The following is a 13,009-nucleotide window of genomic DNA, read 5'->3' as shown; positions in this document are numbered from 1 at the left end:
TGCTTTGATTTATGCAGGCTGGTCAGATGCTTGCTGGCCAAGCACGCGGCGCAGGAAATCCTTGGTGCGTGCATGTTGCGGAGCGCTTAATACCTGTTGCGCCGGGCCTTCTTCGACAATGGTACCGCTATGCAAAAAGCAGACGCGGTCCGCAACATCGCGTGCGAATCCCATTTCATGCGTCACCACGATCATGGTCATGCCGTCGTTGGCCAAGGTGCGCATGACCGCCAGCACTTCACCGACGAGTTCCGGATCGAGTGCCGAAGTTGGCTCGTCGAACAGGATCGCCTTCGGTTTCATGGCCAGGGCGCGGGCGATCGCCACCCGCTGCTGCTGACCGCCAGAGAGCTGGTTCGGATAAGCGTCGGCGCGTTGTTCGAGGCCGACTTTGGCTAGCAACACCAAAGCTTCTTTCCTGGCGATGGCGGGATCGATCTTGTTGACGTAGATCGGACCTTCCATCACGTTTTCCAGCACCGTACGATGCGGAAACAGGTTGAAGCGCTGGAACACCATGCCGACATGGGTGCGTAGCTGATGGATGGTGGCTGACTTGCTGTCGACCCGTTCGCCTTCGATCAGGATGTCGCCCGCTTCGTAGGTTTCCAGGCCGTTGATGCAGCGCAGGACGGTCGATTTGCCGGAGCCGGATGGTCCGATCAGGCACACCACCTCGCCCGCAGCAACTTGCAAGGAAACGCCTTTCAGCACTTCCTGCTTGCCGAAACATTTGTGAATTTGCCTGACTTCAATCATTTCCGCTTCCCCTGGCCAAAGCGTGCTTCCAGCTGGCGCGTCAGCAGCACCAGCGGCAGGCTCAGCAGCAAATACATCAACGCCACCATGGTGTACACGGTCATGTTCTGGAAGGTCGACGAGGCGATCATCTGACCGGCGCGCGTCATCTCCAGCACCGTGATGGTAGACACCAGCGAAGAATCCTTGAGCATCATCACCAGCGTGTTGCCATAGGGCGGCAGCGCGATGCGGAACGCTTGCGGCAGCACCACGCGCCGCATGATCATCGGCATGCGCATGCCTATCGATTGCGCTGCTTCAATCTGGCCGGGATCGACCGCTTCAATACCGGCGCGGAAATTCTCCGCCTGGTAGACCGAATAGGCGATGCCGAGGCCGATCACGCCAGCCTGGAATGCCGTCAGTTGTATGCCCAGTTCCGGCAGCACGAAGTAAATGTAGAACAGCTGGACGATGATCGGCAGGCCGCGGATGATGTTGATCACGGTGGCCGCAAACCAGGATACCGGGCGCAGCTGCGACACCTTCATCAGAGCCAGCACCAGGCCGATGACCGTGCTCAGGATCAGCGAACAAAAGGTGACTTCCACCGTAATCACTGCACCGCGCAGCAGGATAGGCAGGAAGTCCTGGATGTTCTGGATCAGCATGACGTGTTTTTCAATGTGCTTTTAATTTATTTGTCAGTTCAAATTCCACTGCTGCACGATCTTCGCCAGCGTGCCGTCCGCCTTGGCAGCCGTGATCGCCTTGTTCAGGCGTTCCAGCAATTGATGGTCGCCCTTGCGCACTACCAGGCAGACATCGCCCACCAGCGTCGGCTGGTATTCCTTGACCAGGCGCACCTGCGGATTGGCGCCTTGAGCCAGCTGGTAGGCAACGATAGGGCGGTCGCCGAAACCGGCCTTGATGCGGCCCAGTGCGACGTCGCGCATCATGTCGGCGACGGAATCGTAGACGCGCACTTCCTTGAAGCCGCCTTTCTTGTTGAGGGCGTCGATGAAGATCGTGCCGACCTGGGCGCCGACGATTTCACCTTTCAGATCGTCCAGCGTCTTGTAGCTGCGCTTGTCTTCAGCGTTGACGAACAGGCCCTCGCCATACGAATACACCGGATCGCTGAAATCGACGATTTGCGCGCGCGCTGCCGTCTTCAGCATGGCCGCAGCGATGATGTCGATCTTGTTCGACGTCAGCGAGGGGATCAGAGCGGAGAACGGCGTCTGCTGGATGTTGACGCTGAAGCCGGCGTTCTTGCCGACGGCGGTCACCGTATCGACGATCATGCCTTGCAGTTTATTGGTTTTGATATCGAGGAAAGTAAATGGCACGCCGGTGGAAGTCGCGCCCACCGTGAACGATGTTTGCGCCAGGCAGATCGAAGCGGCGCTTGCGGCCACTAGCAAAACGGTTGCCTTGGTAAGACGTTGGATCAGCTGTTTCATGGTTTCCCCCTCTGTGTTGCAGCCAGGCGAAGGACTGGCATGCCCCGTAGTTGATATCAAAAGTCGCCGTTCATTTAAGTATATTCAATTTATTTATATCGTCAATAGATATTTGAATATCGATATTCGATATTATGGCGTGATAATCTGGGTATAATAAGTCATCGTGCAGAGTGAGAGAACCCTATGAATGAGCATCCACAGCCGGAAGTTGCCGACGCCCTGTTCAACCAGTCGCTGGAAAAAGGGCTGGCAGTGTTGCGCGCGTTCGACGCCCGCCGCCGGACCATGACGCTGGCCGACGTGGCGGAGGCGACGGCCATCACCAAGAGTTCTGCGCAGCGCATGATCTACACGCTGGAGATGCTGGGGTATGTGAAAAAACATCCGACCACGCGGCGCTATCAGCTGACGCCGAAAGTCATGGAGATCGGCTATAACTACCTGGAAGCCGATACCTTGGTCGACGTCGCCAATCCATTCCTGGCGGAGCTGGCCAACACCACTGGCGAAACCACCAACATGACCGAGCCGTATGAGAGCCAGATGGTGTATGTGGCGCGTTTCGTCGGCCACCAGTTCATTCCGATCCATATGCCGATCGGCAGCCGCATCCCGATGTATTGCACCGGTTCCGGCCGCGCCTACCTGAGCACGCTGGCGGCGGCGGAAGCACGCACCGTACTGCAATCGAGCCAGCTGACCGCGCGCACGCCGCATACCCGTACCGATATCGACGAGCTCATGGCGCTGCTGGCGACGGCGCGCGAAAAAGGTTATGCCTGCAACAATGAAGAATTGTTCCTGGGCGACATGACGATTGCCGCGCCGATCATCAGCAACCAGGGCGTAGCTGTCGCCGCCGTCCACGTGGTGACGCCGACCAGTCGTTGGACGTTGGCGGAAGCAGAAAAGAAGATAGGACCGCTGGTGCTGGAATGTGCACGCTCGATCAGTAATTCGATCAGGACCCTGACCTGAGGCGGGTTGCCGTCGTCATTCCCCTCGTTCGAGGTGACGACGACAATCCGGCTTACCTTGTTACTTTGCAGTAGGCATGGTGAACTCGGCACCCTTGGCGATGCTATCCGGCCAGCGCTGCATGATGCTCTTGTAGCGCGTATAGAAACGGATACCCTCTTCGCCGTAGGCATGGTGATCGCCGAACAGCGACCGCTTCCAGCCGCCGAAGGAATGCCACGCCATCGGCACCGGAATCGGCACGTTGATGCCAACCATGCCGACCTGGATCTGCCGTGCGAAAGCACGCGCGACACCGCCGTCGCTGGTAAAGCAGGAAACGCCGTTGCCGAATTCATGGGCATTGATGAGTTCCACGGCGCTAGCCAGATCCGGCACGCGCACCACCGCCAGCACCGGGCCGAAGATTTCTTCCTTGTAGATGGTCATCTCCGGTGTAACGTGGTCGAACAAGGTGCCGCCGACGAAGAAACCGTTTTCATGACCGGCAACGCGCAAGCCGCGGCCGTCGACCAGCAGCTTGGCGCCCTCTTCCACACCTTTGGCGATGTAAGCTTCGACCTTGGCCTTGTGCGCGCCGGTGACCAGCGGTCCCATCTCGGAGTCGGCCTGGTCGCCGTTGCCGATCTTGAGTGCAGCAGCGCGTTCTGCCAGCCGCTCCACCAGGCGATCGGCGATGTCGCCCACCGCTACCGCCACCGAAATCGCCATGCAGCGCTCGCCGGCGGAACCGTAGGCGGCGCCGATCAAGGCATCGACCGCCTGGTCCAGATCTGCATCCGGCATTACCACCAGATGGTTCTTGGCGCCGCCCAGCGCTTGCACGCGTTTGCCGCGCTTCGCGCCTTCGGTATAAATGTATTCTGCGATCGGGGTCGAGCCGACAAAGGAAATCGCTTGCACATCCGGATGGGCGAGCAAGGCATCCACTGCCAGCTTGTCGCCCTGGACCACGTTGAATACGCCGTCAGGCAAACCGGCCTGCTTGAGCAGGTCGGCGATCAGCAGGCTGGCCGAAGGGTCGCGTTCGGACGGTTTCAGGATGAAGCAATTGCCGCATGCGAGCGCCACCGGGAACATCCACATCGGCACCATCACCGGGAAGTTGAACGGCGTGATGCCGGCCACTACGCCAAGCGGCTGGCGCAGGTTCCAGTTATCGATGCCGCCGCCGATATTGTCGGTGTGGCTGGTCTTTAGCAGATGCGGAATGCCGCAGGCGAATTCCACCACTTCGATGCCGCGCACCACTTCGCCTTTGGCGTCCGAAAACACCTTGCCATGCTCGCGTGTAATCAAGGCTGCCAGCTTGTCATGATTCTGTTCCAGCAGTTCCTTGAACTTGAACATGACACGGGCGCGACGCAATGGTGAAGTCTCGGACCAGTCGGGAAATGCAGCGCGCGCGGCCGCGACCGCTTTATCTACTTCCTGCACGGATGCCAATGCAACGTGGGCGACAACTTCGCCGGTGGCTGGATTGAAGACGTCGGAATAACGCTCGGAGCGGCCGGTCGCGGATGCGCCGGAAATGAAATGATTGATTTGCGGGATACTCATTATTTGTCTCGATTACCTGGTTGCGATTATTTTGCTGCGGTTATTTTGTTTCGTTGAGTGCTTCACGTACCGTGCTGAACATGCGTTCGATTTCTTCCGGCTGCACGATCAGCGGTGGCGAGAAGGCCAGGATGTCGCCGGTGTAGCGCACCATCACGCCTTTTTCATAACACTTGCGGAACACTTCGTAAGCACGCGCACCCGGCGCTTGCGGCCGTGGCTCCAGCTCAATGCCGGCCACCAGGCCGAGATTGCGGATATCCTTGACGTGCGGCGCGCCGGCCACGCCGTGCACAGCTTTCTCGAACAACGGCGACAACTCGCGCGCCCGCTCGAACAGCCGCTCGCTCTTATACAAATCGAGCGCTGCGATGGCGGCGGCGGCGGCTACCGGATGGGCGGAATAGGTATAGCCGTGCATCAGTTCGATCGCCCCGGCGGCGGCGGATTGCACCACCGTATCGTGGATCTCGCGTTTGACGGCCACTGCGCCCATCGGAATCGCAGCGTTATTGATGCCCTTGGCAAGGGTGATTAGATCCGGCGTGACTTTGAAGTATTCGCTGGCGGTGGCAGCCCCGAGGCGACCGAAACCGGTAATCACTTCATCGAAAATCAGCAGGATGCCGTGTTTGGTGCACAGCTCACGCAAGCGTTCCAGATATCCCACCGGCGGGATCAGCACGCCGGTCGATCCTGCCAGCGGTTCGACGATGACGGCGGCGATGGTCGAGGCGTCGTGCAGCGTGACCAGGCGCTCCAGTTCATCCGCCAGATGTGCGCCCCAGGCCGGCTGGCCGTGGCTGAAGCCGGCTTCGGCAATGTTCAGCGTGTGTTGCAAATGATCGACGCCAGGCATCAGGTTGCCCGAGAACGCTTTGCGGTTATTCAAGATGCCGCCGACCGAGATGCCGCCGAAACCGACACCGTGATAACCGCGTTCGCGGCCGATGAAACGGGTGCGCTGGCCTTCGCCGCGTGAGCGATGGTAAGCCAGTGCAATCTTGAGTGCGCTGTCGACCGCTTCCGAGCCAGAGTTGGTGAAGAAAATCCGGTCCAGTCCGGCCGGCATCAGCTCGGCCACCTTGCGTGCCGCTTCGAACGCCAGCGGATGGCCCATCTGGAACGACGGCGCGTAATCCATCGTACCGATCTGGCGCGTCACGGCTGCCGTAATCTCATCGCGGCAATGGCCGGCGTTGACGCACCACAGGCCAGCGGTAGCGTCCAGTATCGAGCGGCCGTCGTCGGTCTGGTAATACATGCCCTTGGCCGAGACGAACATGCGTGGCGCTTCCTTGAACTGCCGGTTGGCGGTGAATGGCATCCAGAATGCCGACAGGTCCTGATCCGATTTATTTGTGTTCATAGTGGCTTCGATGATGGTGGTTAGCGGGGAGTGACCATAGCGCCGATTATTGCAGTTACAACCCGGATTGTTAGATACACTTGATACAAATCATAGAAAGTGTATTGTTGTGATTGACAAACTGTACTGGATACACCTGAGGGCATCATGACCGAATCACAAGTTTCGCGCTTTCCCCCGTTATTGCAACCGCAATCCGCGCTGGGCCTGGTCGAGCAGATAGTCGCCGGCTTGAGCCGGATGATTGAAAACGGCAAGCTGCGGCCGGGCGAGCGCCTGCCGTCGATCCGTCAGTTCGGGTTGGAGCAAGGGGTTAGCAATTCGACCATCGTCGAGGCCTATGAGCGCCTGGTAGCCAGCGGCCTGTTGATTGCGCGGCGCGGTTCCGGCTTCTTCATTGCCAAGCGCGAACTGCCCGAAATCAGTGACATGCCGGCCATCCGGCTCAACCCGGTGATCGATTCGGCCTGGCTGTTTTCCGAGGTGTTTGCCGACGAACGGGTGCCGATCAAGGCCGGCTGTGGCTGGCTGCCGAGCAGCATGCTGGACGGCGAGGGTTTGCATGCCGCCGAGCGGCGCATCATCCGTTCGCCCGGCGCCCAGCAGGTTGGCTACGGCCATCCGTTCGGTTATGGCCCGCTGCGGCAAACCATCGCCAAATCGTTCGCCAACTGGTCGCTCGATATCGGGCCGGACCAGGTGATTACTACCCACGGCGTAACCCAGGCGCTGGACTTGATCATGCGTACCCTGGTCAAGCCGGGCGACACGGTTTTTATCGAAGAGCCCGGTTATTGCAACCTGATTGCCATGCTGCGGCTGGCCAACATTCATGTGGTCGGCGTACGGCGCACCGTGAACGGAGTCGATCTTGAGCAGCTGGAAGAACTGGCGTTGCTGCATCGGCCGAAGATTTTCTTCACCAATCCGGTCCTGCAAAATCCCACCGGAACCACCTATACCCCGGCCTGTGCGATGCGCGTATTGCAAGCTGCCGAGCGGCATGGTTTCTGGGTGGTGGAAGACGATCTGTATCGCGAACTGGCGCAAGCCACCGATCCGATGCTGGCTGCGCTGGACGGTTTGCGGCGGGTGATTTATGTCAGCGGCTTCTCCAAAACCATCGCGCCATCGCTGCGGCTAGGCTTCATTGTCTGCCAGAGCGATCTCGCCAAGGAGTTTGCGCGTACCAAGATGGTATTAACGCTGACCAATTCCGAAATTACCGAACGCCTGGTCTACAACGCGCTGACTGAAGGCCATCACCGGCGCCACGTCGAGCGCCTGGCCAGTACGTTGCTCACCGCGCAAGCGCAGGTCAGCGCCCGGCTGGAAGATGCCGGTTTGCTGCCGTTCGGGCCGCTGCGTGGCGGCATGTTTTATTGGGCCAGGATGCAGCGCTCGGCATTAAGCGCCAAGGAAATCGGCGATCAGGCCTTGAAAGAAGGTATCTGGCTGGCGCCGGGAGAGTTCTTTTATGTGTCGCAGCCGGAGCATCCGTGGTTTCGTTTTAATGTTGCCTTTTCGGATCTGCCCAAACTATCCGATTTTTTCCGTAAGCTGGCGGCCGGCCGCTAGGGAAGCGCTGATCAAATCCCCATTCCAGGCTCACGGAGTCGGCTTGCATCTGTATTTTATCGGCGTACCATCTGGGATCTTGTGAGGCTTAGGGGTAGATATGAAATTACGTTTCGCCGCCGCGTTGTTGGTGTTTGCGATGTCATCGAGCATGGCCGCCGATTTGCCGGCTGCTTCGCGCGCGGAGATCGACGCCTTGCTGAACCGGCTCGGAAGCTCGGGCTGCCAGTTCAACCGCAATGGCAGCTGGTATAACTCGACCGAGGCCAAGGCGCATCTGACCAGTAAGCTGAACTATCTCATCGACAAGAAAAAGGTCGACGGAGCGGAACAGTTCATTGCGCTGGCGGGCAGTAGCAGCAGCATGTCCGGCAAAGAGTATCTGGTGAAATGCGGTACGGCGCAGCCGGTGCCAAGCAGCGCGTGGCTTAAGGCCGAACTGCAAACCATCCGCGCTAGACAGGCGCTAGCCAAGTAGAAGGAAAAAACCCGCGCACTCATCATGAGGCACGGGTTTTGTCATTTCCAGCAATTTCCCGCATGCTGGCGGGAGCAAGTTGCAGGCATCAATTACCTGTATTTGCTTCAAGCGAATAGCTCGATCCGGCAAAATCAAGCTGGCCGGCTGCGCGGGCAGCGACCAGTTCAGCCTTGACTTGAGCACGGGTCTTGCCGGGAGCGTTGGAGGCGGTAATTATCGGATATTCCGCATCGTTGAAATTGAGCTCTCCGGCAGCGCGGGCTTTTACTACTTCTGCTTGCACTTCAGCGCGGGTCTTGCCGGGGACATTGCTGTGTGCCTTAGCAGGCAGGAACTGGGGATAATCCGAACCGGCGAAGTCGAGTTCACCGGCAGCACGAGCCCTTGCCAGTTCAGACTGGACTTGAGCGCGGGTGAGCGGGGTGACGTTGTCAGCAGCGAATACAGGAGCCGAAACAGCTGCGGCGAGTGCCAAGGCGGCGATCAGTTGGGTTTTCATGATGGTTTCTTTCTTTTGAAGTTAATGACAAAGTGCCAAATACAGCGGTCACACAAGCGCATGTACTGACGGGTCGGCATCTTTGCTGCACCGTCTTGGCTGTAGAATTAGAGCTTTAATGTTATCTACTACTAGGTAGATAATATCGGAAATTAAAAAGCGTCTTTTCTAATTGACGCCTTTGAATCCCTACACCCATCATCTGCAGTCCGGGCACGTTGATGATCCAGTTATTGTTCAATAAAAAACTTAACTTGGGTCGGCTACTGCTTAAAACAACGTGTCTGCAACTACTGTGAGATCACTATAGTTATCTACTGGTAGGTAGTCAAATGGTATTTTAGTATTTGCTTATATTAAAAAAATCATTACCAAATTGCCGACATGATGAGAAAAATCGCTTGATTGTCTATCTTTCAGTAGATAATATATGAACAAAGCATCTTTTGATTTTACTTGCCACACCACCATTGTCAGGACATTGCCGATTGATGGCTAAAGACGTAGCATGGCGGCCATGGTGGTATCTGTAGCCGAATTTGTAGCCGCTTGAAACATGTTCGCCGTGTCTGGCGTCCCTATCTCTTTATAGGTAAAAAATCATGAAGGCCGTTTCCCCCGTACGTGAACAATTACTGGAACACACGCTGGTCCTGCTGGGAACGCGCGGCTACAACGGCTTCAGTTATCGCGACCTGGCCGAACTGGTCGGCGTCAAGACTTCCAGCATCCACTATTATTTCCCGACCAAAGAAGATCTGGCGCTGGCGGCAGTGCAAGCCTATGCGGCGAACATCGGCGATAGCATACGCGCCTTGGATGCCAATGGAGCGCTCAAGGAGCAGGTCGAGCAATACCTGGCTTTGTGGCGCAAGAACCTCGGCACCAGCCGCGTCTGCCTGTGCGGGATGCTGGCCTCTGAAGCCAACAGCCTGCCGCAAAATGTACTCAACGCCATACAGAATTTTTACTCCATGCACGAAGCCTGGATTACCCAGCGGCTAGAGCGCGCAGTTGCTGAAAAGGGTGTGAAACTGCCGGCCCCGCCAGCGGCCTACGCCATGACAATCCTGGGCGCTTTACAAAGCGGGTTGGTTTCCGCCCGCCTGTTTGGCAAACCATGCCGGCTCGATGCAGCATCGGCAATGTTGCGTTCTGCCGTGACGCCGGAAGGCAGCAAGCAGCAAGCGACCGAAGCCGCCGCCGTACAATCCTGACTCTCCCAGGACGCCGCTCATGCATCCAGCCATGAGCGGTGGCCGATCTCCAGTTTCCCCATCCCCGTTCGATCACACCGCAAATCCCTGGCCTGACTGTGCGCATCCCTGTTGTGCGTAACGCGCAACAAATCCTCATAGTGCCAACCCGATTTTTCAATAGCTGCGATTGAAATTGCGATTGACATGGAAAAATTTCGCCCCTACCATTGTTTCATATATCAATACGTTGTTTTATTAGATGAAACAATAGAGTGGCCGGGACCGATCCTTGATTTTCAGCTTGCCTCGAAAAACAAGCGCCGTTCAACCCGAGCCGCCATTGAATTTTTTTCAACCGGGAGGAGTAATTCATGAAGAAGTCCGTCGTTGTATTGTCAGTACTAGGTGCTTGTAGCTACACCGCGCAAGCTCAAACCAATGTGGTCGTGTACGGTTTGCTGGATTCGGGCGTCACCTACGTCAACAAGATCGCCACGCCGACTGCCGGCAATCCACGCGGCACCGGCAGCCGTTTCAGTGTCGATTCAGGCGATTTGCAGCAATCGCGTTTTGGCTTCAAGGGCGTGGAGGATCTGGGCGGCGGCATGAAAGCCCTGTTCAACCTGGAGGGTGGATTTTCTGTCGATACCGGCGCTTCGGGCCAGGGCGGCCTGGTGTTTGGCCGGACATCGACCGTCGGCTTGTCGGGCAACTACGGTACCGTGCAACTGGGACGTCGTAAAGACTTCATCGACGAAGTGGCCACCTACTATTCCAGCGTCTACGATTTCGGCGTGTTCATCAACGGCGTCCACGATAACAACCTGGACCGCGTTGGCGGCAATCGCGCCAACAACCAGATTCGTTATGACACCCCGCTGCTCAAGGGCCTGGTCTTGAACGCAACCTATGGTTTCGGCGAAACGGCAGGATCGACATCTACCGGCCAATCGTTAGGATTCGGCGCAAACTATGCCAATGGCCCGTTCGGCATCGGCTTCGGCTACTGGCAATCGAAACTCGGCACATTGTCGGGCGGGGTGAATACTTCCAGCGATCAGGGCACGACCCTGGGCGCCGGCTGCACCCCGAGTTATGGTCATCCGGGTGATACCTGCATCAAGACCTGGATGCTGGGCAGCAGCTATAAAGCCGGTGCGTGGCGTGTGTTCGGCGCCTGGTCCAAAGTGTTGCAGCCGTTGGCTACCTACGGTGGCAACCAGGCACCGCTGGCAGCCAAGTTTGTGGGCGCGGCCGGGGCGGCGCCATTTACCGCCGGTGGCTCCAACAACAACAGCACCAATGTGTTCGACCTGGGTGTCAACTACAGCATCTCCGACAGCCTGCACCTGGTCAGCAGCGTGTTGCAATCGCGCTATAGCTTCGTCGGCAGCAGCACCAAGGGCCGCCTGACGCAAGTCAATCTGGGGCTGGATTATGCGTTCTCGAAACGCACCGATCTGTACAGCTATGTGGCCAATCTGCGGGCTTCGGACATGTACAACCCGGGCATCACCGGCGGCGCGCCTGGCGCGGATAATTCGCAAACAGCGTTCACAGTCGGCTTGCGCCACAAGTTCTAAGCTGGCGTGGCACAGTGCGGGCCGGACTGGCACAAGCAGTTTCGGCCCGTGCATCAAAAACCGATTATTCTATAAAACGGTAGACGGAGATCGGCATGACGCGCAACACGAGCAACACGGACGACCAAAAACAAGATGCACATGGCAAGAGCAGGATGCTGCATCCGGTTGCGATGATGCTGCTGATTATGCTGGTCGCCATAGGCCTGACCTATATCCTGGATTCGGGGCAATTCCAGCGCCACGCCAGGCTGGTGATCCCCGGCACCTACCAACTGATCGCCAAAGAGCGTGACCTGGCGGCCCTGCTGGCGGCCAGCCCTGCAGTCAGCAGCGCCGAGCGGGCCTATCCTGCCAGCCTGTTCTCCGCCATGGCGGCGATTCCGGCCGGCCTCGCCAAGAGCGCGCCGCTGGTATTCATGATCATGTTCATCGGCGGCATGTTCGGCGTGCTGCGCAAGAGCGGTGCACTGGATGCCGGTATCGACCGGCTGCTGGTGCGCACCGGCGGCAATGTCTATCTGCTGACGCCGGTATTGATGCTGGCGATTGCCGCCGGCAGTACTTTCCTCGGCCTTATCTCGGAATACCTGGTGATCATCCCGATGATGCTGATCCTGGCGCAGCGGCTTGGCCTAGGCCCGCTGTATGCCACGGCATTGGTGGCGATTGCTGCAAAAATCGGCTATCTGGCCTCAGTCACCAATCCTCTGGCGCTGGTGATCGCCCAGCCGATAGTGCAAGTGCCTTTGCTGAGCGGCGCAGGCTTGCGGCTGTTCGTATTTGTGTTGTTCCTGGCGATCGGTATCGCCTATTTGCTGCTATACGTAAAGCGCACCGGTTATACCGTTCCGGCTGAGCTGAATCAGGACAGCCGCCTGTCGCTATCGCATCGCTTTGTATTGATGGTGGTCGGTATCAGCATCATCGTGCTGGTGATCGGCACCAGCGAGTGGAAATGGGGCGATATCCAGCTCGGCGCATTCTATATTTTCGAGGGCATCATCATCGCCATCGCCGCCGGCATGTCGGTACGCACGGCATGCGACGCTTTTGTCGAAGGCATGAAAGGCATGATGCTGGCAGGCTTGCTGATCGGCCTGGCGAAAGCCATTGAAATTGTCTTGCACGATAGCCTGGTACTGGACACCGTGATCTACCACCTGGCTTCCATCGTCGAAGGACGCAGCAGGATATTTGCCGCAGAAGGCATGATCCTGGTGCAGATGCTGCTGGATGTGCTGATCCCGTCGACCTCCGGCAAGGCCGCCATCAGCATGCCGATCCTGGGGCCGATTGGCCATCTTTCGGGTGTCAGCGGCCAAAGCGTAGTGCTGGCATTTTTGTTTGGCAATGGCCTCACCAACATGATCACGCCGACTTCCGGCATGTTGCTGGCCTACCTGGCGACCGGCAAAGTCGGTTACGGCACCTGGGTCCGTTTCATTTTTCCGCTATTCGCCATATTTACGTTACTGGCGATGGCCGTCATGGCGTTTGCGGTATTTAGCGGCTATTGATTAGCGGCTACTGATTGACCGCTGGCCCACCG

The 13,009-nt window shown here is 57.8% G+C and carries 12 protein-coding genes; 6 read left to right on the top strand and 6 right to left on the bottom strand.

The annotated features are described in order from the left end of the window. Positions 1 to 9 precede the first annotated feature (9 nt). The 3 genes from BM205_RS04480 to BM205_RS04470 are packed head-to-tail and all read right to left on the bottom strand — an operon-like array spanning position 10 to position 2,207. Complete coding sequence (locus BM205_RS04480) at positions 10 to 759, bottom strand: amino acid ABC transporter ATP-binding protein (RefSeq protein ID WP_092412991.1); 750 nt, start codon at positions 757 to 759, stop codon at positions 10 to 12. Continuing rightward, positions 756 to 1,412: an amino acid ABC transporter permease gene (locus BM205_RS04475; protein ID WP_092412989.1), complete on the bottom strand. Its 657-nt coding sequence runs from the start codon at positions 1,410 to 1,412 to the stop codon at positions 756 to 758. The genes BM205_RS04480 and BM205_RS04475 overlap by 4 nt, the downstream gene beginning before the upstream one ends. Positions 1,413 to 1,445: 33 nt before the next feature. Continuing rightward, complete coding sequence (locus BM205_RS04470; RefSeq protein ID WP_092412987.1) at positions 1,446 to 2,207, bottom strand: substrate-binding periplasmic protein; 762 nt, start codon at positions 2,205 to 2,207, stop codon at positions 1,446 to 1,448. A gap of 186 nt (positions 2,208 to 2,393) precedes the next feature. Between BM205_RS04470 and BM205_RS04465 the strand changes: the two genes are divergently transcribed. Beyond that, a complete protein-coding gene (locus tag BM205_RS04465) occupies positions 2,394 to 3,188 on the top strand; it encodes an IclR family transcriptional regulator (protein WP_092412985.1) in 795 nt (264 codons plus the stop codon). Positions 3,189 to 3,248: 60 nt separating this feature from the next. Here BM205_RS04465 and BM205_RS04460 read toward each other — a convergent pair whose 3' ends face one another. Together BM205_RS04460 and BM205_RS04455 are read right to left on the bottom strand one after the other, a co-directional pair. Beyond that, positions 3,249 to 4,748: a CoA-acylating methylmalonate-semialdehyde dehydrogenase gene (locus BM205_RS04460; protein ID WP_092412983.1), complete on the bottom strand. Its 1,500-nt coding sequence runs from the start codon at positions 4,746 to 4,748 to the stop codon at positions 3,249 to 3,251. 40 nt (positions 4,749 to 4,788) lie between these two features. After that, on the bottom strand, positions 4,789 to 6,117 hold the full coding sequence (locus BM205_RS04455) for an omega-aminotransferase AptA (RefSeq protein WP_092412981.1): 1,329 nt from the start codon (positions 6,115 to 6,117) through the stop codon (positions 4,789 to 4,791). Positions 6,118 to 6,264: 147 nt separating this feature from the next. Here BM205_RS04455 and BM205_RS04450 point away from each other — a divergent pair, with 147 nt between their 5' ends. Further along, the gene (locus tag BM205_RS04450; RefSeq protein ID WP_092412979.1) at positions 6,265 to 7,695 is read left to right on the top strand and encodes an aminotransferase-like domain-containing protein; all 1,431 of its coding nucleotides are present in this window, start codon (positions 6,265 to 6,267) and stop codon (positions 7,693 to 7,695) included. A gap of 100 nt (positions 7,696 to 7,795) precedes the next feature. Beyond that, a complete protein-coding gene (locus tag BM205_RS04445; RefSeq protein ID WP_092412977.1) occupies positions 7,796 to 8,173 on the top strand; it encodes a YfeK family protein in 378 nt (125 codons plus the stop codon). 88 nt (positions 8,174 to 8,261) lie between these two features. Here the strand turns inward: BM205_RS04445 and BM205_RS04440 are convergent, their stop codons facing one another. Continuing rightward, the gene (locus BM205_RS04440) at positions 8,262 to 8,675 is read right to left on the bottom strand and encodes a DUF4148 domain-containing protein (RefSeq protein WP_092412975.1); all 414 of its coding nucleotides are present in this window, start codon (positions 8,673 to 8,675) and stop codon (positions 8,262 to 8,264) included. 602 nt (positions 8,676 to 9,277) lie between these two features. Between BM205_RS04440 and BM205_RS04435 the strand changes: the two genes are divergently transcribed. From BM205_RS04435 to BM205_RS04425, 3 genes are all read left to right on the top strand, one after another. Beyond that, positions 9,278 to 9,892, top strand: coding sequence for a TetR/AcrR family transcriptional regulator (locus BM205_RS04435; protein ID WP_092412974.1), 615 nt, complete (start codon positions 9,278 to 9,280; stop codon positions 9,890 to 9,892). Between the two features lie 353 nt (positions 9,893 to 10,245). Beyond that, positions 10,246 to 11,457: a porin gene (locus BM205_RS04430; RefSeq protein ID WP_092412972.1), complete on the top strand. Its 1,212-nt coding sequence runs from the start codon at positions 10,246 to 10,248 to the stop codon at positions 11,455 to 11,457. Positions 11,458 to 11,552: 95 nt separating this feature from the next. Then, the gene (locus tag BM205_RS04425; protein ID WP_092412970.1) at positions 11,553 to 12,977 is read left to right on the top strand and encodes a YfcC family protein; all 1,425 of its coding nucleotides are present in this window, start codon (positions 11,553 to 11,555) and stop codon (positions 12,975 to 12,977) included. Positions 12,978 to 13,009: the final 32 nt, after the last annotated feature.

Source organism: Collimonas sp. OK307, from assembly GCF_900113705.1.
GTDB lineage: Bacteria > Pseudomonadota > Gammaproteobacteria > Burkholderiales > Burkholderiaceae_D > Collimonas.
Note: the sequence above shows the minus strand (reverse complement) of the source record. Positions and strands in the feature narration are given on the sequence as shown.